22 protein-coding genes are annotated in these 21,175 nt (G+C 65.5%); 11 read left to right on the plus strand and 11 right to left on the minus strand.

Features of this window, described 5'->3' with window-relative positions; genetic code table 11:
- Positions 1-183: 183 nt before the first annotated feature.
- The 11 genes from trbB to ACIQCS_RS04125 are packed head-to-tail and all read left to right on the plus strand — an operon-like array spanning position 184 to position 9,701.
- Positions 184-1,170 carry a P-type conjugative transfer ATPase TrbB gene (gene trbB, locus ACIQCS_RS04075; RefSeq protein ID WP_345846559.1) on the plus strand — a complete coding sequence of 329 codons (987 nt, stop codon included), beginning with the start codon at positions 184-186 and terminating at the stop codon, positions 1,168-1,170.
- Positions 1,167-1,499: a TrbC/VirB2 family protein gene (locus ACIQCS_RS04080; protein WP_345846560.1), complete on the plus strand. Its 333-nt coding sequence runs from the start codon at positions 1,167-1,169 to the stop codon at positions 1,497-1,499. Before trbB ends, ACIQCS_RS04080 begins: the two co-directional genes overlap by 4 nt.
- The gene (locus tag ACIQCS_RS04085; protein ID WP_345846561.1) at positions 1,499-1,768 is read left to right on the plus strand and encodes a VirB3 family type IV secretion system protein; all 270 of its coding nucleotides are present in this window, start codon (positions 1,499-1,501) and stop codon (positions 1,766-1,768) included. The genes ACIQCS_RS04080 and ACIQCS_RS04085 overlap by 1 nt, the downstream gene beginning before the upstream one ends.
- Positions 1,765-4,215, plus strand: coding sequence for a conjugal transfer protein TrbE (gene trbE / locus ACIQCS_RS04090; RefSeq protein ID WP_345846562.1), 2,451 nt, complete (start codon positions 1,765-1,767; stop codon positions 4,213-4,215). The genes ACIQCS_RS04085 and trbE overlap by 4 nt, the downstream gene beginning before the upstream one ends.
- The gene (gene trbJ / locus ACIQCS_RS04095; protein ID WP_345846563.1) at positions 4,212-4,934 is read left to right on the plus strand and encodes a P-type conjugative transfer protein TrbJ; all 723 of its coding nucleotides are present in this window, start codon (positions 4,212-4,214) and stop codon (positions 4,932-4,934) included. Before trbE ends, trbJ begins: the two co-directional genes overlap by 4 nt.
- A gap of 13 nt (positions 4,935-4,947) precedes the next feature.
- Positions 4,948-5,265, plus strand: a complete 318-nt coding sequence (trbK-alt, locus tag ACIQCS_RS04100) for a putative entry exclusion protein TrbK-alt (RefSeq protein WP_345846566.1) — start codon at positions 4,948-4,950, stop codon at positions 5,263-5,265.
- Positions 5,262-6,569, plus strand: a complete 1,308-nt coding sequence (gene trbL / locus ACIQCS_RS04105) for a P-type conjugative transfer protein TrbL (RefSeq protein WP_345846567.1) — start codon at positions 5,262-5,264, stop codon at positions 6,567-6,569. Before trbK-alt ends, trbL begins: the two co-directional genes overlap by 4 nt.
- Positions 6,570-6,575: 6 nt before the next feature.
- Positions 6,576-7,259, plus strand: a complete 684-nt coding sequence (gene trbF / locus ACIQCS_RS04110; RefSeq protein WP_345846569.1) for a conjugal transfer protein TrbF — start codon at positions 6,576-6,578, stop codon at positions 7,257-7,259.
- An 8-nt stretch (positions 7,260-7,267) separates the two neighbouring features.
- Entirely contained in the window at positions 7,268-8,272 is a 1,005-nt protein-coding gene (trbG, locus tag ACIQCS_RS04115) for a P-type conjugative transfer protein TrbG (protein ID WP_345846572.1), read from the plus strand.
- Positions 8,272-9,483, plus strand: coding sequence for a TrbI/VirB10 family protein (locus ACIQCS_RS04120; RefSeq protein ID WP_345846573.1), 1,212 nt, complete (start codon positions 8,272-8,274; stop codon positions 9,481-9,483). Before trbG ends, ACIQCS_RS04120 begins: the two co-directional genes overlap by 1 nt.
- The gene (locus ACIQCS_RS04125) at positions 9,480-9,701 is read left to right on the plus strand and encodes a DUF2274 domain-containing protein (protein ID WP_345846575.1); all 222 of its coding nucleotides are present in this window, start codon (positions 9,480-9,482) and stop codon (positions 9,699-9,701) included. The genes ACIQCS_RS04120 and ACIQCS_RS04125 overlap by 4 nt, the downstream gene beginning before the upstream one ends.
- A gap of 12 nt (positions 9,702-9,713) precedes the next feature.
- Here the strand turns inward: ACIQCS_RS04125 and ACIQCS_RS04130 are convergent, their stop codons facing one another.
- The 11 genes from ACIQCS_RS04130 to ACIQCS_RS04180 form a co-directional block, all read right to left on the minus strand.
- Positions 9,714-10,022: a hypothetical protein gene (locus ACIQCS_RS04130; RefSeq protein ID WP_345846577.1), complete on the minus strand. Its 309-nt coding sequence runs from the start codon at positions 10,020-10,022 to the stop codon at positions 9,714-9,716.
- Between the two features lie 5 nt (positions 10,023-10,027).
- Entirely contained in the window at positions 10,028-10,972 is a 945-nt protein-coding gene (locus tag ACIQCS_RS04135) for a LysR family transcriptional regulator (protein ID WP_345846579.1), read from the minus strand.
- A 196-nt stretch (positions 10,973-11,168) separates the two neighbouring features.
- On the minus strand, positions 11,169-12,119 hold the full coding sequence (locus ACIQCS_RS04140; protein ID WP_401530130.1) for an MlaA family lipoprotein: 951 nt from the start codon (positions 12,117-12,119) through the stop codon (positions 11,169-11,171).
- Between the two features lie 10 nt (positions 12,120-12,129).
- Positions 12,130-13,368 (minus strand): TolC family protein, encoded by a 1,239-nt coding sequence (locus ACIQCS_RS04145; RefSeq protein ID WP_345846583.1) that lies wholly within the window; start codon positions 13,366-13,368, stop codon positions 12,130-12,132.
- Positions 13,368-13,667, minus strand: coding sequence for a DUF3240 family protein (locus ACIQCS_RS04150; RefSeq protein WP_345846584.1), 300 nt, complete (start codon positions 13,665-13,667; stop codon positions 13,368-13,370). Before ACIQCS_RS04150 ends, ACIQCS_RS04145 begins: the two co-directional genes overlap by 1 nt.
- Positions 13,660-16,731, minus strand: a complete 3,072-nt coding sequence (locus tag ACIQCS_RS04155; protein WP_345846585.1) for a CusA/CzcA family heavy metal efflux RND transporter — start codon at positions 16,729-16,731, stop codon at positions 13,660-13,662. The genes ACIQCS_RS04150 and ACIQCS_RS04155 overlap by 8 nt, the downstream gene beginning before the upstream one ends.
- Positions 16,732-16,740: 9 nt before the next feature.
- The gene (locus tag ACIQCS_RS04160; protein WP_345846587.1) at positions 16,741-17,850 is read right to left on the minus strand and encodes an efflux RND transporter periplasmic adaptor subunit; all 1,110 of its coding nucleotides are present in this window, start codon (positions 17,848-17,850) and stop codon (positions 16,741-16,743) included.
- A 64-nt stretch (positions 17,851-17,914) separates the two neighbouring features.
- A complete protein-coding gene (locus ACIQCS_RS04165; protein ID WP_345846589.1) occupies positions 17,915-18,931 on the minus strand; it encodes a HAMP domain-containing sensor histidine kinase in 1,017 nt (338 codons plus the stop codon).
- Positions 18,928-19,605 carry a response regulator transcription factor gene (locus ACIQCS_RS04170; RefSeq protein ID WP_345846590.1) on the minus strand — a complete coding sequence of 226 codons (678 nt, stop codon included), beginning with the start codon at positions 19,603-19,605 and terminating at the stop codon, positions 18,928-18,930. Before ACIQCS_RS04170 ends, ACIQCS_RS04165 begins: the two co-directional genes overlap by 4 nt.
- Before the next feature lie 74 nt (positions 19,606-19,679).
- Positions 19,680-20,369 (minus strand): cytochrome b/b6 domain-containing protein, encoded by a 690-nt coding sequence (locus tag ACIQCS_RS04175; RefSeq protein WP_345846591.1) that lies wholly within the window; start codon positions 20,367-20,369, stop codon positions 19,680-19,682.
- Between the two features lie 67 nt (positions 20,370-20,436).
- Positions 20,437-21,138: a VIT family protein gene (locus ACIQCS_RS04180; protein ID WP_345846593.1), complete on the minus strand. Its 702-nt coding sequence runs from the start codon at positions 21,136-21,138 to the stop codon at positions 20,437-20,439.
- Between the last annotated feature and the right edge of the window lie 37 nt (positions 21,139-21,175).

Raw genomic sequence — 21,175 nt, forward strand, 5'->3', positions numbered from 1 at the left:
TTCTCGCTGTGTGCACGTGTCGCGCGCAATTTCGACGCCGGGTGAAATCGCCATCGGCTACGTATCTACCGCCCCGTCTACTACTCCGCCAAGTAGCTGTTGCAGCGGCTGAATTTCTGGCTCTCTTGATGCGCTGCTGACGCCGGGCGGCGGTTCGCCCGACCCAAGTGAGGGGCCAGTTCCTTGACCGTCCACCCGATCCGATCCGAGGCGAAGTCACGCGGTGCGAGAATGCTGCGGACGGCTCTCGGATCGTCGATTGCAGCCTGGCTTGACGACCCGGCTGTGATCGAGGTCATGTTGAACCCCGATGGGCGGCTGTGGGTCGATCGCCTCGGCGAAGGGATCAGCGACACCGGAGAACTGCTGTCCGCCGCCGATGGCGAACGCATCGTCCGCCTGGTTGCACATCATATCGGCGTCGAGGTTCATGCCCGATCCCCGCGCGTCTCTGCGGAGCTGCCCGAAGGTGGTGAGCGGTTCGAGGGTCTTCTGCCGCCCGTGGTCGCTGCGCCTGCTTTCGCGATCCGCAAGCCCGCAGTCGCGGTATTCACGCTCGACGACTATGTAGCCGCCGGGATCATGTCGGCGGCCGAGGCGGCGGCGCTGCGCGATGGTGTCGCGGCCCGCGCCAACATCCTGGTCGCGGGCGGCACCGGCAGCGGCAAGACCACCCTGGTCAACGCGCTGCTCGCCGAGGTGGCGAAGACCGCCGACCGTATCGTTCTGATCGAAGATACGCGCGAGCTGCAATGCGCCGCGCCAAACCTCGTTGCCATGCGGACCAAGGATGGCGTCGTTTCGCTATCCGATCTCGTCCGATCCTCGCTTCGTCTGCGGCCTGATCGCATCCCGATCGGCGAGGTGCGCGGCGCGGAAGCGCTCGACCTGCTCAAGGCCTGGGGGACCGGACACCCCGGCGGCATCGGAACCATCCATGCCGGCACCGCGCTAGGCGCGCTCCGGCGCATGGAACAGCTCATTCAGGAGGCCGTCGTCACGGTCCCGCGCGCGCTGCTCGCCGAGACCATCGACCTGATCGCAGTCCTGGTCCGCGATGGGCACGGTCGCCGTCTCGCCGAGCTGGCGCGTGTCGAGGGGCTGCACCCCGCCACCGGCGACTACCGCATCGCTTCGCTTTCCCAACCCCAGCCAGGAGACGTCAAATGATCCGTGCCCTTCGGCATGGCGCACGCCGCGCCATGCTCACCACTTCCGCCGGCGTGATCGCGCTGACCGTCGCCGTTCCCGCTTATGCGTCGGGGTCGTCGATGCCGTGGGAAGCGCCGCTCCAATCGATCCTCCAATCGATCGAGGGACCGGTCGCCAAGATTATCGCGGTCATCATCATCATCGTGACGGGCCTGACGCTGGCGTTCGGGGATACCAGCGGCGGTTTCCGCCGGCTGATCCAGATCGTGTTCGGCCTGTCGATCGCATTCGCCGCGTCGAGCTTCTTCCTGTCGTTCTTCAGCTTCGGCGGCGGAGCGCTGGTCTGATGGAAGCGAGCGAGCCGATCGCGGGCTTCTCCGCTCCCGTCCACCGGGCGCTGACCGAGCCGATATTGCTCGGCGGCGCACCGCGGGCGCTCGCCATCGTGAATGGCACGCTGGCGGGCGCGATCGGTCTCGGCCTGCGCCTCTGGGTGGCGGGTCTCGTCATCTGGGCGATCGGTCACGCGCTCTCGGTCTGGGCCGCGCGCCGCGATCCGCAGTTCGTGGACGTCGCCCGACGCCACCTTCGCTATCCGACCTGGATGCAGCCATGATGAGCCTTCGCGAATACCGTGGGCATGCGGCCCATCTCGCCGACTTCCTGCCCTGGGCCGCACTGGTCGGTGCAGGCGTTGTTCTGAACAAGGACGGCAGCTTTCAGCGCACGGCCCATTTCCGCGGCCCCGATTTCGACAGCGCCACGCCGGCCGAGCTGGTCGCCACGACCGCACGGTTGAACAGCGCGCTGCGTCGGCTCGGGTCGGGCTGGGCGATCTTCGTCGAAGCCCAACGCACACCCGCGCTCGATTACCCGGAGGCGGAATTTCCCGATCCCGTGTCTTCGCTGGTCGATCTGGAGCGGCGCGAACAGTTCCGCGAGGAGGGCGCACACTTCGAGAGCCGCTATTTTCTGACGTTGCTGTGGATGCCGCCGGCCGAGGAAGCGGCACGCGCTGAAGGCTGGCTCTATGAAGGGAAGTCCACCAGCGGCGTCGATCCGTGGGAGCTGCTCAAGGGCTTCACCGATCGCAGCGACCGCGTTCTGAACTTGATCGAAGGCTTCGTGCCCGAGGTCCGCTGGCTCGATGACGCCGAGACGCTGACCTACCTGCACAGCACCATTTCTACCCGACGCCAGCGTGTGCGTGTTCCCGAAACGCCCATGCACCTCGACGCACTTCTCGCCGATGAGCCGCTGACCGGCGGGCTGGAACCGCGCCTGGGCGACCATCACCTCCGCACGCTTACCATCGTCGGATTCCCGAGCGTCACATTCCCCGGCCTGCTCGACGAGCTGAACCGGCTCGCCTTCGGGTATCGCTGGTCGACCCGCGCGATCATGCTCGACAAGACCGATGCGACAAGGCTGCTGACCAAGATCAGGCGGCAATGGTTCGCCAAGCGCAAGTCGGTCGCCGCCATATTGAAAGAGGTGATGACCAACGAGGCATCGACGCTGCTCGACAGTGATGCCTCGAACAAGGCCGCCGATGCCGACACCGCCCTGCAGGAGCTAGGTGCCGACTATGCCGGCATGGCCTACGTCACCGCGACGGTGACGGTGTGGGACCGCGATCCTGCCATTGCCGCCGAAAAGCTGCGGCTCGCCGAGAAGGTCATCCAGGGCCGCGATTTCACCGTGATCCCCGAGGGCATGAACGCGATCGAGGCGTGGCTGGGGAGTCTTCCCGGTCACACCTACGCCAATGTCCGCCAACCCCCGATTTCCACGCTCAATCTCGCCCACCTGATCCCCCTGTCAGCAGTATGGGCGGGGCCGGAACGGGACGAGCATTTCGGTGCTCCCCCCTTGCTCTACGGCAAGACCGAAGGCTCGACCCCGTTCCGGTTTTCCCTTCATGTCGGCGATGTTGGCCATACGCTGATCGTCGGGCCGACCGGCGCGGGCAAGTCGGTGCTGCTCGCGCTGATGGCGATGCAGTTCCGCCGTTACGAGAACGGCCAAGTATTCGCCTTCGATTTCGGCGGCAGCATCCGCGCTGCCGCGATCGGCATGGGCGGCGACTGGCAGGATCTCGGCGGGATGCTCGCCGACGAGGCCGGCGACGGCGTGCAGCTCCAGCCGCTCGCCCATATCGACGATCCCGCCGAACGGGCATGGGCGGCCGAATGGCTGGCCGCGATCTTCGCTTCCGAAGGCGTCGCGGTCGATCCGCAGGCCAAGGAGCATATCTGGTCGGCGCTCGGATCGCTGGCCTCGGCGCCGATCGGCGAACGCACGCTCACGGGTCTTGCCGTCCTGCTGCAATCCCAGCAGCTCAAGCAGGCGCTCGCCTCCTACTGCATCGGCGGGCCGTGGGGCCGTTTGCTCGACGCCGAAGCTGAACGGCTTGGGCAAGCGGCGGTTCAGGCTTTCGAGACCGAGGGCCTGGTCGGTGCTGGCTCGGCCGCAGCCGTCCTGTCCTACCTGTTCCACCGGATCGAAGGCCGGCTCGACGGCTCACCGACGCTCATCATCATTGACGAAGGCTGGCTGGTCCTCGACAGCCCCGACTTCGCGGCGCAACTCCGCGAATGGCTGAAGACGCTCAGGAAGAAGAACGCCAGCGTCATCTTCGCCACCCAGAGCCTCGCTGACATCGAAACGTCCAGCATCGCGCCGACCATTATCGAAAGCTGTCCGACGCGCATCTTCCTGCCCAACGAGCGCGCCGCCGAACCGCAGATCGCGGCTATCTATGAGCGCTTCGGCCTCAATGCCCGGCAGATCGAAATCCTTAGTCGGGCGACGCCGAAGCGTGACTATTATTGCCAGTCGCGGCGCGGCAACCGCCTGTTCGAGCTGGGCCTGGGCGAGGTCGCGCTGGCCTTCGCCGCCGCGTCCTCGAAAACCGACCAGCTCCGCATCGCCGAATTGATCGAGACCCATGGGGCGTCCGCCTTCGCGGCCGAGTGGCTGCGCCATCGCGGCTGCGCCTGGGCCGTCGAACTTCTTCCCCGCAATCCCCGGCATCAACCTCAGCAGGAGTTACCGCTATGACCAGAATGAATCTTCGCCGCGCCATCCTGGCCGGCATGCTCGCCGCCACGGCCATCGCGCCGGTGGTCGCTCCGATGCCGGCCTATGCGCAATTCGGTTTTGGCGGGATCGTCTATGACCCGACCAATTATGCGCAGAACGTGCTGACGGCGGCTCGCTCGCTTAGCCAAATCAACAACCAGATCCAGCAAATCCAGCAGCAGGCGACGAGCCTCATCAACGAAGCGAAGAATCTCGCCTCGCTGCCGTTCAGCCAGCTCCAGCAGTTGCAGCAGCAGGTTCAGCGCACCCAGCAGCTTCTCGGCCAGGCGCAGCGCATCGCCTACGATGTGCAGAACATCCAGCAGGCGTTCACCAGCCGCTACACCGGCTCGGCGCTGACCGGCACGCAGGCGCAGATGGTCGCCAACGCGAATGCGCGTTGGCAGGATAGTGTCGGCGCGTTCGAGGACTCGCTGAAGGTGCAGGCCGGCGTCGTCGGGAATATCGACGGCGCGCGCACGACGATGACCGGCCTGGTCTCGGCCAGCCAGTCGGCGACCGGCGCGCTTCAGGCCGCGCAGGCTGGCAATCAGCTTCTCGCACTGCAATCGCAGCAGCTTGCCGACCTGACTGCCGCCGTCGCGGCGCAAGGTCGCGCGCAGGCGCTCGAATCCGCGCGGCATACGGCCGAGGAGGCGGAGGGGCGCGAACGGTTCCGCCGCTTCATGGGCAACTGAGGACAAGCGTCCGATGCTGCACGCATCCTCGCGCACCGCCAAGATCGCGGGCGTCGCCGCGCTGGCAGGCTTGATGATGACGGTGGCGATCGTCGCCGCCGTTCACAAGCCTGATCCCGCACAAGCCCCGGCCGCCGCTGTGCGCGGGGAGGCGCGCCACGACCGGCTCGCACGCGAACTCGAACGCTGCGCGACGCTCACCATGCCGGACTCGGGCTGCGAAGCGGCCTGGGCCGAGAACCGCCGCCGCTTCTTCCGTCAGGATGCTCCCGCGCCCGCAGCGGATGCCAGCGAACCCGCAGCTCCCGCAACCGAGACCCCCGCGCCATGAACGACACCAGCGTCATCGACACGTTCCTCAATGTCTTCGCCCGCTACATCGACAGCGGATTCGGCCTGCTCGGCGGCGAGGTCAGCTTCCTTTCGACCACGCTGATCGCCATCGACGTGACGCTCGCCGGGCTGTTCTGGGCCTGGGGCGCCGACGAGGACGTGCTTCAGCGCCTCGTCAAGAAGACGCTCTACATCGGCGTCTTCGCGTTCATCATCGGCAATTTCTCCAGCCTGGCCAATATCGTGTTCCAGTCCTTCGCCGGCCTTGGCCTCAAGGCGAGCGGCGGGGCGATGTCGCTGGGCGATTTCATGAAACCCGGCACGATTGCGGCGACAGGCTTGCAAGCCGCCAAGCCGCTGATGGATGCGGCAGGGCAATTCTCCAACCTGTGGGCGGTGTTCTCGAACCTCGCATTGATCCTCGTCCTGTTGCTCGCCTGGGTCATCGTAGTGCTCGCCTTCTTCATCATCGCGGTGCAGGTCTTCATCACGCTGATCGAGTTCAAGCTGGTGACGCTGGCTGGCTTCGTGCTGCTGCCCTTCGCCTTCTTCAACAAGACCGCCTTCATGGCCGAACGGGTGCTCGGCCATATCGTCTCCACCGGCATCAAGGTGCTGGTGCTCGCTGTCATCACCGGCATCGGCACGACGCTGTTCAGCCAGTTCACCAGCGCAAACCTCGGCACGGCCCCCGACATCAATCAGGTCATGGCGATCGCGCTCGCTGCTCTGTCGCTGTTCGGCCTCGCCATCTTCGGCCCCGGTATCGCCAACGGTATCGTCTCGGGCGGTCCCGCGCTTGGCGCGGGCGCCGCGGCCGGAACCGCGCTTGCCGCCGGCGGTGCGCTCGTCGGTGGCGCAGCCGCCGCCCGTCTTGGCGTCGGCGCGGCTGCCGGCGTGATCGGCGGCGCGGCCAGAGGCGGTGCGTTCGCTTCGGGGGCGGCGAGCAGCGCCTATGCGCTCGGCTCGGCCGGCAAGACCGGCGGAGCGGCCGTTGCGGGCGGTGCCGCCGGCGTTGGCCGAGTGGCAGCGGGCGCGGCCATGTCGCCGCTCCGCAAGGCAGCAGCATCCCTAAAAGATAGCTATCGCTCGGGTGGCCGCGCGGCCGTGACCGCAACGGGCGGCACGATCTCGGGGGGCGCCTCGTCGCCCGCGCCGTCGCCTGATGGACCGCCCGCCTGGACAGCCAACATGAAACGCCGCTCGGAGCTAACCCACGGCGCCACCGTCGCCGCCCACACGCTGCGTTCCGGCGACGGTGGCGGGAGCGGTGCGTCCGTCGATCTCAGCCAGAAGGACTAACCGCCCATGTTCCGACGCCCAACCATCCGCTACGGCCAGACCCCCGAGCCGACCACACCCTATCAGCGCGCCGCCCAAGCCTGGGACGACAGGATCGGCTCGGCCCGCGTGCAGGCGAAGAACTGGCGGCTCGCCTTCTTTGGCGCGCTGGCGCTCTCGGGCGGACTTGCAGGTGGCCTCGTCTGGCAATCCGCGCGTGGTCATATCGTGCCGTGGGTCGTGCAGGTCGATAAGCTCGGCGACGCGCAGGCCGTCGCGCCCGCAGAGGCCGACTATCGTCCCACCGATCCGCAGACCGCGTTCCACCTCGCCCGGTTCATCGAGCAGGTGCGCAGCATCCCTGCCGATCCGATCATCGTCCGCCAGAATTGGCTTCGCGCCTACGACTTCACCACCGACAAAGGCGCGCTGTTCCTCAACGACTATGCGCGGGCGAACGACCCCTTCGCTCAGATCGGCAAGGTCCAGGTCGCGGTGGACGTGTCGAGCGTGATCCGTGCTTCGCCCGACAGCTTCCGGGTGGCCTGGACAGAGCGGCGCTATCAGGACGGCAGCCTTGCCGCCACCGAGCGCTGGTCGGCCATCCTCACCGTTGTTTTCGTGGCCCCGCGCACGCCCGACGCCCTGCGCAAGAACCCGCTCGGGGTCTTCGTCAACGCCCTCAACTGGTCAAAGGAGCTGTCGCAATGAGACGCCCAATGCTTCGTCGCGCCGCCTCGGCGGTCCTGCTCGCCACAACCTCCGTGCTCGCCGCTTGCGCCACCACGTCAGCCAAGCCGCCGGCCATCGCCTATGACAATCCGCCGCCGGCCGAGATCGCGGCCACTCCGGCGCCCGAGCCGCCCAAGCCGGTCGAGGTGGTGGCGATCCCCGAGCCGCTGCCGCTTCCAGGCCAGTTGAAGCCAGTCGGCGAAAGCCCGCGTCCGCCGGAATCCGCCGATCCGCGCAACCGTGTCGACGCGGCTAACGCGGCTGCCCGCATGCAGCCGGTGCGCGACGGCTTCCTCAATGCGATCCAGCAATATCCGTGGACGGACGGTGCGCTCTATCAGGTCTATGCCGCGCCCGGCCAGGTGACGGACATCGCGCTTCAGGAAGGCGAGCAGCTAGTCGGGGCCGGGCCGGTTGCGGCGGGCGATACCGTGCGCTGGATCATCGGCGATACGACCAGCGGCGCGGGCGCGACAGCTCGGGTGCATATCCTCGTTAAACCAACCCGGCCCGACCTTTCGACCAACCTCGTCATCAACACCGACCGGCGCACCTATCATTTGGAACTGCGCGCGGGTGCAGCAACCTACATGGCGTCGGTGAGCTGGACCTATCCGCGAGATGCGCTGATCGCTTTGCAGGGCCGCAACGCTGCTGCCGCGGCCACCGTGCCGGTCGCGGCTGGCGTGGACCTGGCAGCGCTCAATTTCCGCTACCGGATCGACGGCGATCGTGCGCCATGGCGGCCGGCCCGCGCCTTCGACGATGGCCGGCAGGTGTTCATCGAATTTCCGGCCGGGATCTCGCAGGGCGAGATGCCGCCGCTGTTCGTGACCGGCGCAGCCGGCGACGCCGAACTGGTCAATTACCGCGTGCAGGGCCGTTACATGGTGGTCGATCGCCTGTTTGCCGCCGCCGAGCTGCGCCTGGGCGACAAGCGCAGCGAGCGGCGCGTGCGGATCGTGCGCGACGATGGCCGGGAGCGGCGCTGATGAGCGATCCTTCCGACATCCCCGTCGCCGAAGCGGTCGCGCGTCCGGCCGATCGCCAGGCCTTCCAGCTCCGGGGCGATCCGCCGCGCGTCATGCGGCTTTCGCGCAAAGCGCTTGCCGTGGTGGGCGTCGCCGCCGGTCTCGGCATCGGCGGCTCGTTGATCTACGCCTTGCGGCCGGTCGGTCCGCATGAAGCGAAGGAACTCTACAACACCGACAGCCGCCCAGGGGAGGCGATCACATCCGGTCCCAAGGACTACGGCCATGCCCCAAAGCTCGGGCCGCCGCTCCCCGGTGATCTCGGGCGCCCGATCGTCTCCGCGCAGCAGCGCGGCGAGGCCGTTCCCGTGCCGCCGATCGGCGCGCAAGCCGGCCAGCCCGATGCCGGCGCGCGAGCCGAGGAAGCCGCCCGCCAGCGCATCAGCCAAGAGCGTGACGCAGCGCGAACCAGTTCGGTCTTCCTGGGCGGCGGCACGGCCGCCGTAGCCGGAGCGGCAGCGCAGCCCGTCGCCGCCGTGCCATCAGATACGCCGGCTCCCGCACAGCAGGCCGCCAGCCAGGGCGACCAGGCTGCAAAGCAGGCCTTCATGGCGCAGGCGTCCAACCAGCGGACGGTCAGCGTCGAGCGGCTGACCGCTTCGGCATCGCCCAACATCGTCCAGGCTGGCAGTATCATCCCGGCCGCGCTCATCACCGGCATCCGGTCGGACCTTCCCGGCCAGATCACCGCTCAGGTGACGCAGAACGTCTATGACAGCATCACCGGCCGAATCCTGCTCATCCCGCAGGGCGCGCGGCTGATCGGCGAATATGATAGTCAGATCACCGCCGGGCAGACCCGCGTGCTGCTCGCCTGGGATCGGCTGATCCTGCCGGATGGCCGCTCGATCGTTCTCGAACGCCAGCCAGGCACCGACGCCGCAGGATATGCGGGCTTGCAGGATCGCGTCGACCAGCATTGGGGCAACATGCTCAAGGCCGCCGCCATCTCCACGCTGCTCGGCATCGGGTCCGAGATGGCAACCAATAACAACAGCTCGCTGGTGCAGGCGCTTCGCTACGGGACGCAGGACACCATCAATCAGACGGGACAGCAGATCGTGCGCCGCCAACTCGACGTGCCGCCGACGCTCACCATCCGACCGGGCTATCCCCTGCGCATTGTCATCACCCGCGATCTCGTGCTCGAATCCATCGGAGGAACGCGATGACCAAATTGAAGCTGGGGCCACTCGCCGACGATAGGCCGGTCAAGCTCACGGTGGAGATACCCGCCACCGTCCATCGAGACTTGCAAGCCTATGCCGCGGCGCTGGCGGCCGAGACGGGCGGCTCGCCGGCCTCACCCGAAAAGCTGGTCGCGCCGATGCTCGCGCGGTTCATGGATACCGATCGCGGCTTTCGGCGGCGGCGCACAAAAAGCGATTGAAGCTTGTCGGCCTCAGTGGCCCATGAATTTCTTGAATCGTTCACGGCCTTCGGCTTCCGTCACGGCCTGCTGGGCGTTGGTGCATTCGTCGCCGCGCACCGAGCCGTCGCGGCATCCGGCGACCACGCGCCGCGCTTCGTCGAGGTTCGCGGCGAAATACTGCATACCACGCGCTGCCCCTGGTGCGGCGATCACGGGGGCAGGACTGACGGCCATCGCCGACGTGGCGGGCGGCATGATGATCGGACGCAGCGCAAATCCCGCGCCAAATCCGATGACGAGCATGGCGAGCGCGACGATGAATATCTTTACTTGCGTCATGATGTTTAGCTCCCAAGCAAATAACATTCCGCCGGACTCTCCGAGATTTTGAAGGATAGCGCGTAGCGAGTCTTTATGAAATGGAGGAAGCGCCGGAGTGCGGGATTACTATTGTCATCGTGCCAGTATCCTGAATATCCAATCAACATCGGCCCCTGTTCAGCATGAACAGGTCGATAAACCACGTCTGGATAGCGCGCGCCGGTGCTGCCTTCGCAGACAATGGTGAGGCCAAGTCCATCGCCGAGCAGGCTCAAGATTGTCTCGCGGCTGCATTGATGCATTCTGACACTTGCTTGCATTCCTCCGACAGACAGTCGGCCAAGTAGCATGTCGCGGATTTCCGGGCCGGGGTCCGTTGTGGGGAGAAGAAAACGCTCACCGCGTAGATCGGTCCAATGCACTATCTCGCGTTCGGCCAAGGGATGGCTGGCAGGTAATGCGACCAGTACGCGCTCGCTCCAGAACGGCTCACGTCGATAGCCGTCGTGGTCCGCTTCCCCCGCCAGAATGGCGATATCTATCTCCCCAATATCAAGGCCAGCAAGCAGGACGGCTCGTTCTGCTTCTACTCCATCCAAGTCGACGTCCGGATGAGCACCGCGCCAGCCAATCACAGTGGCCCGCAGATTACCGGCCGACAATGAACAATAATGTCCGATCATCAACCCGCCAGCGCGACCCTGACCAGCGGCGCGTGTCACGGCGATCAGTTTATCTGCACCAGCGACCATCGGCCTAGCACCCCGAATAAAGTCTTTTCCTGCGATGGTTGCGCTAACTCCCGAACGAGACCGCTCAAAGATTTGGACTCCGATTACTCGCTCTAACCTGGCGACGTTTCGACTCAGTGTGGATTGTTCCACGCCCAATGCCCGCGCCGCCTTGTAGAAGCTACCATGATCGGCGGCGGCGATGGCATGGCGGAGCAGGCGGATATCGAAGGGCATTCATTTACTGCCAGCTTCGATAATATTGGGGCGAGGATATATCTCCAGATATTTCCCCGCCCCGCTCGCTAGCGATTTGTTCTTATTGCCAGCGAGCCCTGACCGTCCAGCTTTCCTCTGGGGGCGAGGAGATAGCAATGGACGGCCGGTCAATGTTTCGATGCGGTTTGGACGATCAGCGCGCATTTCAGTGCTTTCATAGCTCATCAATGCTTTTATGAGCGTCCGGCGTGGAGGCAGCCATCTTTCGATTCCCGCGCAGCACATCGATTTCATCCTGCCGGCGTCGCAGATAGTATTCGCGCGCTGTGACGTAGGGCTGTGCCTGTGCCCGTTGCTCGCGAAGTTCTGCGTCAAACCGGATACGCCGGTCGAGCGCGCGCGGCACGCCGGTCCCTGCGCTGTAGGCCAGCCGGTTGAACGGAACGCCGATGGCGGTGGGCAGCACCATACGATCCATCAGGCCGCCAATCAGATCCCGGACAGTCGTCGGCCCAACCACTGGCAAAAACAGGAATGCTCCGGGCTTTACGCCATAGAACCCGAAGCTGTCGGCGAACCCGTTGGGACGATGCGGGAGGCGAAATGGTTTTCGCTTGGCAATATCGAATAGTCCCGCTGCGCCAAGCGCCATGTTGACTGCGAAGCGGCCGACGGTCTCGGCGGCCTTGCCGACCTTGTGCTGGATCAGGAAATTCAGAAAGACGACAGGTTCGTCGAGATTGGCGAATGCGTTGTGCAGGCCATCACGTATTGGTCCGGGGATGATATGCCGATAGCCCATGGCCACTGGCGCCACCACCGCATGATCGACAGACTGCGTGATTTCAAACGACTTGAGATTGGCTGGTTCCAGCGGGTCGACGCGGGCTGAGCGCGACGAGGCTGTGACGACAATTGTGTCTTTTGCGTCCGCTGTACCATTCTGGATTGATGCGTCCTGGCTTGCTGGGCCTTCTTGCTCAACGGGCGACTGTGGGGCCGATGGCGCCAGATCGAGCGCCGGTGGCGTGATGGCGGGCTGTGTCGCGTCTGATGCGGGGCGCGCGACGGCCGAATTTGGCTGCACCGGCGCCGACGCGACTTGATCTGGTCCGAGAAATGGCGGCGGTGAAGAAACTTCGCTCGCGACCGAGGCAAGGAACAAGCTTAGCATCTTATCTTTTCTCCTCGTCCGGTGCCCAGATGCTGTGTGAATCGATCTGAAGCTTGAGGAGCGCCCGGTCGGCTTCCGACCGGGCATCAATTTCCAGGCGGTGCGCCTCCTGCGCCTGCCGCCGGGCATAAAGAAGATCGGTCAGATCGATCTGGCCGAGTTGATATCCTCGCGCCATCTTGGCGGCCGCGTCGGCGGCGCTGCGCATCGATAGATCGGCGTTGCGCCAGGCATCGTAGCGGGTGCGGGCGTTGGAAAGGTCCGCATTGGCGATGGCCTGGATATTGCGTTGTATCGCCGCCAATTCCATGCGCGCGGCGTTGGCCTCGGCTGAGGCTTGATCCGCCGCTGCCCGGCGATAACCGCCGCCAAGCGGGATCGAGGCGACGACACCCGCGCCCTTTTCCAGGCCGCCGCGCTCGCTGAACAAACGGACGCCGAACGACGGATCAGCGATACGATCCGCCCGAACCCGCTGAGCCGTGACGCCGAGGCGCTGCGCTTCCTTGTCCGCTGCACGGATCTCGTGGCTGCGCTCGATCACGAGATCGCGCATCGTCTCCAGCCCCACATCGGGAAGCGTCGGGGGCGCAAGTTCCGGGGGCTCGGATGGCAAGGGAATGTCGGGGAAGGCCGCGGCGAGGGTGACACGCGCCTGCTCGCGGATAGAGAGGGACGATGCCGCCTGCGCGCGGGCCTGAGCGAGCGCTGCTTGCGCCTGGTCAAGATCGAGCTGGGCGGCGTCACGCAGCGCGACTCGCCGTTTCACCGCCGCGATCGATTCTTCCAGCCCCCTGACCGTGTCCATATCGTTTCGATAATGAGTCCCGGCAGTCAGCCAGTCGTGCCAGAGGCTCGACAGGATCAGCGCCGTCTGGTGACGGACATCCTCCATCTGGTTCTCGGCCACCTCGATCCCCAAGGTGCCAGCCTTGCGGTCCAGCGCGGCCTTGCCCGGCAGGCGGAAAGGGCGGCTGATCGTTGTGTCGAACTCGTCGAAACCGCCTTCGCGATCCACCGTGCGGCGGATGTAGCTACCGCTCACCGTCACTTCATGCGGGCCTTTGCGAAGCATGTCGCCGCGCGCTCGCGCAGCCTCGACACGGGCGAGGGCAGCGGCAACGCTGGGATGACTGTCGAGCACCTCGTTGACCTTCTCTGCTGGCGGCAGGTCGGCGCGCTGGGCGAGCGCAGGCGTTGCGCCAAATGCGAGGCAACAGGCAAAGGCGACGACCCGCATCAGGCGATCCTTCCCTGATCGACGAGCGGAACGGTTCGCCACCGCACTGGCAGGTCGCGCCTTGCCTCTTTCACTGCGCGAAGCAAATCCGGCACCATGTCCTCGCCGACGATCAGTTCGACTGTCGTGCGCTTGAGTTCGCCGGAAACCCGCTCGGCGGTCCCGGCATCGTCGAAGTCACGACCACGCACAGCCTCTGCCCGGATATGGATCGGCGCCCGGGAGACGGTACGAATGGCGTCGATCAACGCTTCGGCGTCGGGGACAGCGCAATGCAGGGTGAACAGGAGATCAGGCATTTTCGGTTTCTCCGGCGCTTTCGCCAAAGCGCTCGAACAGGATCGGCAGCAGGATCAGCGTCAGCAGAGTGGACGTGATGAGGCCGCCGATGACGACGATGGCGAGCGGACGCTGGATTTCCGATCCCGGCCCGCTGGCGAACAAGAGCGGCACGAGGCCGAAGGCGGTGATGCTGGCGGTCATCAGCACGGGCCGCAGTCGCCGCTGCGCGCCGAGCCGTACCGCCTCGGCCATGCCTAGCCCTTCCGTGCGGAGCTGCCGGAAATAGGCGACGAGCACCAGCCCGTTGAGCACCGCGATGCCGAGCAGGGCGATGAACCCGACCGAGGCGGGGACCGAAAGATATTCGCCCGACACCCAGAGCGAGATCAGTCCGCCGACCATGGCGAAGGGAATATTGGCGAGGATCAGCAGCGACGCGCGGAGCGAGCGCAGAGTCGCCAACAGCACGAGGAGGATCAGTCCCAGCGCGATCGGGATCACCGTCATCAGCCGTGCCGAGGCGCGCTGCTGATTTTCGAACTGGCCGCCCCAGACGATGCTGTATCCTGCCGGAAGCCGTACCTTCGCTGCCACGGCCGCCTTCGCCTCATCGACATAGCCGACCAGATCGCGCCCGGAGACGAACGCCTGCACCAGCGCAAAGCGTGAGCCGTTTTCGTGATCGAGCTTCACCGGCCCCTGCGTGCGCTCCACCCGCGCCATGTCGTTGACGCGCGCGAGCGTGCCATCAGGCGTGCGCAATTGCAGATCGGCGAAGCGCGCGGCGTCCTTGCGAAGGCTCTCATCGCCGCGGATGACGATCGGCGTCCGCTTCTGCCCTTCCGCCACGACACCCGCGCGCATCCCCTCGACCTGAGCGCGCAAGGCATCCTGCATCTGGTCGACCGGCATTCCGAACCGCCCGGCCGCCGCGCGGTCGATGTCGAGCTGAAGATAATCCACGCTGTCGTTGGCGACCGTCAGCACTTCGGACGCGCCGCGCACGCCGGACAGCGTGTGCTGGATCTGGCCGGCGAGATCGGCGAGTGTGTTGAGGTCGGGGCCGAATATCTTGACCGCGAGATCCCCGCGCGCGCCGGTCAGCATCTCGGACACGCGCATCTCGATCGGCTGGGTGTAGCTGGGAGTGATGCCGGGAAGCCCCTCCAGCGCCTTGCGGATTTCCTCGATGACAAAATCCTTGTTGCCGCGCCATTCGGAGCGTGGCTTCAATCGGACGAAGCTGTCGGTCTCGTTGAGGCCCATCGGATCGAGGCCGATTTCGTCCGAACCGACGCGGGCGATCACGTCCTCGACCTCGGGCACGGCCCGGAGCGCGCGTTGCACGGCCAGATCACCGGCAACCGACTGGTCGAGGTTGATCGAAGGCAGCTTGGTGAGTTGGACGATGACCGAGCCCTCGTCCATCGTCGGCATGAAGGTCTTGCCAACCGCGCCATAGGCTATGCCAGCCAGCACCAGTCCCAGAGCAGAGAGGCCATAGACCAGCTTTTTGCGCGCGAACGCGCCGTCCAGCAGCACGCGGTAGCGCGGGCCAAGCTGGCGCATGATCCACGGCTCGCCATGGTGGCCGCTTTTGAGGCCGAAGGAGGACAGTACCGGCACCAGCGTCAGCGCCAGCAGGAGAGAGCCTGCGAGCGCGAAGACGATGGTGAGCGCGACAGGGGCGAACAATTTGCCCTCCAACCCTTGCAATGAGAGCAACGGCAGGAACACCAGCGCGATGATGAGGATGCCGGCCGAGACCGGGACGATCACTTCGCTGGTCGCACGAAACACATGGTTGAGCCGGGGCGTATCTCCATCGTGATCGCGGCCGAGCCGTTCGACCACATTCTCGACCACTACCACCGCGCCATCGACCAGCATCCCGATCGCGATCGCAAGCCCGCCAAGGCTCATCAGATTGGCGGAGAGGCCCATGCCGCGCATGAAGAGGAAGGTGATGAGCGCGGCCATCGGCAAGGTCGCGGCGACGATCGCGGCCGCGCGCCAGTCGCCCAGGAACAGGATCAGCAGCACGACGACGAGGACGGTCGCTTCGAGCAGCGCCTCCTCGACGGTGCCCACCGCCCGTTCGATCAGGTCAGAGCGATCATAGAACACATTGATATGCGTGCCTGCGGGCAAGCCGCGCTCGACCTCGGCGAGGCGCGTGCGAACGCCGTCCACCACCTGCCGGGCGTCCGCCCCGCGCAGCGCGATTACCAACCCTTCGACCGCTTCGGCCTTGCCGTTCTTGGTCACCGCGCCATAGCGGGTGAGGCTGCCAGTTCCGACCGTGGCGACGTCGCCAAGATGCACGATCCGCCCATCACGGCTGGCAACGACGAGCGATTGCAGGTCTTCGACATTGCGGATCGCGCCAACCGCGCGGACGATCAGCGCTTCCTCGCCATTGGCGAGGCGACCCGCACCATCGTTGCGATTGCCGCTTTCGATTGCCGCACGCAGATCGGCAATCGAAAGCTTCGCGGAGGCCAACGCCACCGGATCGGGCCTCACTTCGAAGGTGCGGACATAGCCGCCGAGCGCGTTGACGTCCGCGACGCCGGGCACGGTGCGCAGCGCCGGGCGGATCGTCCAGTCGAGTAGCTCACGCTTCTGCTGGAGCGACAGCGGCCCTTCGATCGTAAACATGTAGACGTCGGAAAGCGGCGTGGAGATCGGCGCCAGACCGCCCGTCACCGATGCGGGTAGATCGCCCATCACGCCCGACAACCGCTCGGCGACCTGTTGGCGCGCCCAATAGATGTCGGTGCCATCGGTGAAATCGATGGTGATGTCGGCGATGGCATATTTGGCCGCTGAGCGCAGGATCGCCTGATTGGGGATGCCGAGCATCTCCTGCTCGATCGGCGTGATGACCCGGCTTTCCACTTCCTCCGGCGTCATCCCGGGGGCTTTCAGGATCAGTTTCACCTGTGTCTGGGCGATGTTTGGATAGGCGTCGACCGGCAAGTTGACGAAGGCCCATATCCCTAGCCCTGCCGTCACAGCGGCGAGCAGCAGGACGAGCAGGCGGTAGGACAGCGCGGTGGCGACGAGCGAACGCAGCATCGGCCAGGCCTAGCGCGCCGCGGCGAGCGCCTTGAGCGCGCTCGTGCCGGAGGTCACCACCTGTTCACCGGGCTTTACACCTGAGAGCAGAACGATCCGGCCGTTGCTGGCCGTTCCGCTCGTCACGGGGCGAACCGCGTAACCGCCCTGCGCTGCCACGAATACGGCCGACCTGCCGTCGATCATTGTGACGGCGGTCTCCGACACGCTGACCGCGCCCGCCGGTGCGGGACCGGAAATCACGATGCTGGTCGCCCGGCCCGCGACGACGCCTGGCCCTGCCGGGATTTCCGCCTTGAGGCTGGCCGAGCGCGTTGCGGGATCGATCGTCGAACCGACGGCGATAATCCGGCCGGAAATGTCAGGTGGCAGATGCACGGTCATGCCAAGCCGCACCTGACCGATCAGCCGTTCGGGCAGTTGCCCGATGACTTCATAGCGGTTTGCGGCATCGATCACATAAGGCGCGGTGGTGCCGTCGACCGGATTGCCTGTCTGGATGGCCGCGCTGGTCACGCGGCCCGCGATCGGCGCGGTCAGCGTATAGGAGCCGCTGCCGCCATGGCCGCCCACCATGCGCAGGATACGCGCCTTTTCCGATACGTCCGCATTGCTCTCGGCGGCGATGGCGCGCGCCTCGTCCGCGCGGGCTGGAGCGATGATGCCCTCCCGGCTGAGCTGCGACAGGCGCGCCGCATTGGACTGCGCAACGCCCGCACGCGCATGGGCGCGGGTGAGGTCCGAGCCGAGCGTCAGCACTTCGCGACTGGCGACGGTTGCAAGCGCCTGTCCCTGCCGCACGCTGTCGCCTTCCACCACATACGTCCGGGTGACGACACCGGGGAAGGTCGCGGCCACCGCCACGCGGGCGTTGGCTGGAGGCTGGATCACCGCTGGAATAGTGACGAGCGGGGCTTCCTCGGCAACGGTCGCGGCGGTTAGACGAATGCCCATTTGCGCCGCGCGCTTTGCATCAACGACCAACACCCCCGCGGCAGTCTGCGCTTTATCGGCAGGCGCTTTCGCGGCGGTGGGTTCGGAATGCGGCGCAAGCCACCAAAAGGCCGCCAAAGCGAGCGGAACCGCCACGCCTGCAATCGGATAATATCGTCTGGACATGCCATCCGGCTAGGCGGCGAGTCTGACGGAACCCTGACGAGACAGGCGACAGGTCAATCGGCAGTCAGGGTTCGGGGAAGCGCAGTATCAATTCATGGCGATCGGGATCGGTCTCGAGCGTGCCTTCGTGCGCGGCCATGATCCGCTCGACGATGGCGAGGCCAAGCCCAGCGCCGTCCTTGCTGGCATGATCGGCGCGGCGATGGCGTTGCACGAGATTGCGTAGCCGGTCTGGCGGCAGGCCAGGCCCTTCGTCACGCACGCTGATGCTTGCACCCGGACCAACAAGCACCTGGATGGCGCCGCCGGCCGGAGTCACCCGCACGGCGTTCTCGATGAGGTTGCGCAGCGCCGCCGAAATCGCCTCGCGCCGACCCCGCGTGACGGGCGCGTGAATGCCAGTCACGAGTTCAATGGTCTTGCCTCCGGCAATGATGGCCGGTGCGGCCGCCCCGACGACATCGCTTGCCACATCGCTCAGCGATATCTGCGCCAGCGGAATCTGGGCGACTGCATCGGCATCGATCTGCGCCAGCAGCATGAGCTGATCGATCAGCCGACGCATTGCCGCAACATCCTTTTTGAGCCGCTCCGCATCGTCATGCTCCAACCGATCGAGTTCGAGGGACAGCAAGGCGAGCGGTGTGCGCAGTTCGTGCGCGACATCGGCGGCGAAGGCTTCCTGGCGCTTCGCCGCTTCGTCGAGGCGCGCGAGCAGGTCGTTGACGGCGCTAGTGAAAGGCAGCGTTTCGGTAGGCATCTGCGAATTGTCGATACGGAAGCCGCGCTCATGGCCTTGCACCGCCTCGATCTCCGCCGCTGCCTCTTCGAGCGGTCGGAATGCCTGGCGGATCACGCGAAGCACAAGCACGGTAACGGGGATCATCAGAATCGCCACCGGCAGCGCAACATGCTCAAGCATTTCGCGGCTGGCGCGCGCCATCGCCGCTTGCGCATCGAGATGGGCGAAGGTGAAACTGTAGAAGAAGACGACAGCAGCCAGCAGCAGGAAGGTGCCGACCAGACCGATCAGGCCCAGGCCGCGTTTGAGGCGTCGCGATACGGATCGGCGATCGGTCACGCGCCATTGTCCTTCAGCATATAGCCAACGCCTCGAACGGTATGGAGCGCGCCGGTGACGTGAGCATCCTCCAGCTTGCGCCGCACCCGCGAGATCGTGGCCTCGATAGCATTGGGCGTCACAGGATCGCTGAAACTATAAAGGGCATTCTCAATCACGGCGCGATGCACGACCGTTCCCGCGTGCCGCATCAGCAATTCCAGCAGATCGGCTTCGCGGCGCGACAGATCGATCTCCTGATCGCAAGCGCGGGCGGTGCGGTTGGCGACGTCGAAATATAGTCGTCCTACCTCGATCACCGGCTGTATCCGCACGCCGGGCCGCCGTAGCAGCGCGCGGATGCGCGCTGCAAGTTCATCGATCTCGACCGGCTTCACGAGATAGTCATCCGCTCCGGCATCGAGGCCCGTGATGCGATCCTCCAATGCCCCGCGCGCGGTCAGCATGATCGCGGGCGGCATCTCGTGATATTTTCGGCGGCTCGTAAGCCAGTCGGTTCCGTCTCCATCGGGTAGCCCAAGGTCGAGCACGATCGCGTCATAGGTTGCGCCGCCCATCGCATCCTCGGCCGCTGCAAGGCTATGGGCGACATCACACACGAAGTTCCGGCGCTGGAGGCCGTCTGCGACCAGCGCTGCCATTCGCGCATTATCTTCGATGACGAGAAGACGCATGAATCACTGGAACCTTCGAGGGAGATGATGATCGCTGGCCATGATCCGTTCTAGCAGGGGGCCGTCAGAAGTCTTCAATCCTTGTCCTCGTGATGTTCATGGGCGCCATCGCGCATATGCGGTGTGAACGCGGTCGGCTCGCTCCGAAGGATCAGGATCACCGCCAGGATGATGGTGGCGCTGCCGACCAGCAGCGCAAGTGCTCCGGGCGCCCGCGCGTCACGAGTATCAGGATGAAGACCGGCTCTCTTGCGGCCGGTGACCATCGCGCGAACCAGATTTTCACGAGTGAGAAACGACATCAGGACAACGGCGCCGACATGGAGGGCGACGAGCGCCAGCAAGCCATAGGCAAGCGTTTCGTGGAAATCCTTGTCGAGCTTGTGCGCCGCGACGCTAACACCGCTCCAAAGGACGATTCCGGTCAGGCCAAGCAGGGCGAGGACGGCGATCGCTCCGAGCGGATTGTGTCCGACGGAGCGTTCCGGACGGCCGGCGAACAGCTCGCGCACATGCGAGCCGATCGCCGTCGGTTTGATGAAACGCGCAAAGCGGGCATGTTCGCCGCCGACCAGGCCCCAGACCAAGCGAAACGCCAGCAGCACAGCGGCGCACCATCCTGCCACCATATGCCAACTGGCGATCGGGCTGTCGTCTTCGGACGATAGAAAAGCCGCCAGAATGGCCAGAACGAGCAGCCAATGGAACAATCGCAGCGGCGCGTCCCAGACCTTCAACGTGTCCGCCTGAGCGAGATTTGTCATACAATTCTTCCTTCCCGAAGGAAGGGCTAGGCAGATTGTCTGACCGAATCCTGACGAGAGCGAGGGGCTATACGACCGTCCCGAACAGCCGCCCGATCCCTGCTGTTGCCGCCATGGCGAGCGCCCCCCAGAATGTCACCCGCAAGACCGAGCGCACCGGCTGCGCGCCACCGGCCCATGCGCCGAGCGCACCGAGCAGTATGAGGAACAGCAATGTCGCGGCGATCTCGATCGGCACGAGACTGGCGCGCGGCGCGACAGCGACCAGTGCCAGCGGCATGAGCGCGCCCGTACTGAAGGTCGCCGCGGAGGTGAGCGCCGCCTGGAGTGGACGGGCGGTCACGACTTCGGAAATGCCAAGTTCATCGCGCGCATGGGCGCCCAGCGCATCGCTGGCCATGAGCTCATCCGCCACGCGAAGCGCCAAATCCTTGTCGAGCCCGCGCGCCACGTAAATCTCGGCCAGTTCATTGCGCTCAAGGTCTGGTTGACCGGCCAACTCGCCGCCTTCTCGGGCGAGATCGGCTTTCTCCGTATCGGCCTGCGAACTCACCGACACATATTCCCCGGCGGCCATGGACATCGCGCCCGCGACCAGCGCTGCGGCGCCGGCTACCAATATTCCTGACTTTTCGGCTCCCGAAGCGGCAACGCCGACGATCAAGCTAGCGGTGGACACGATCCCGTCGTTGGCGCCGAGTACAGCCGCGCGCAGCCAGCCGATGCGTGACACCGCATGGCGCTCGGGATGGGATCGCAATCTGCTCATTATGTCCTCGCAAAGCGTTGGGTGGTTGCCAAACTTT

Source organism: Sphingomonas sp. NPDC092440 (assembly GCF_044754985.1).
GTDB lineage: Bacteria > Pseudomonadota > Alphaproteobacteria > Sphingomonadales > Sphingomonadaceae > Sphingomonas.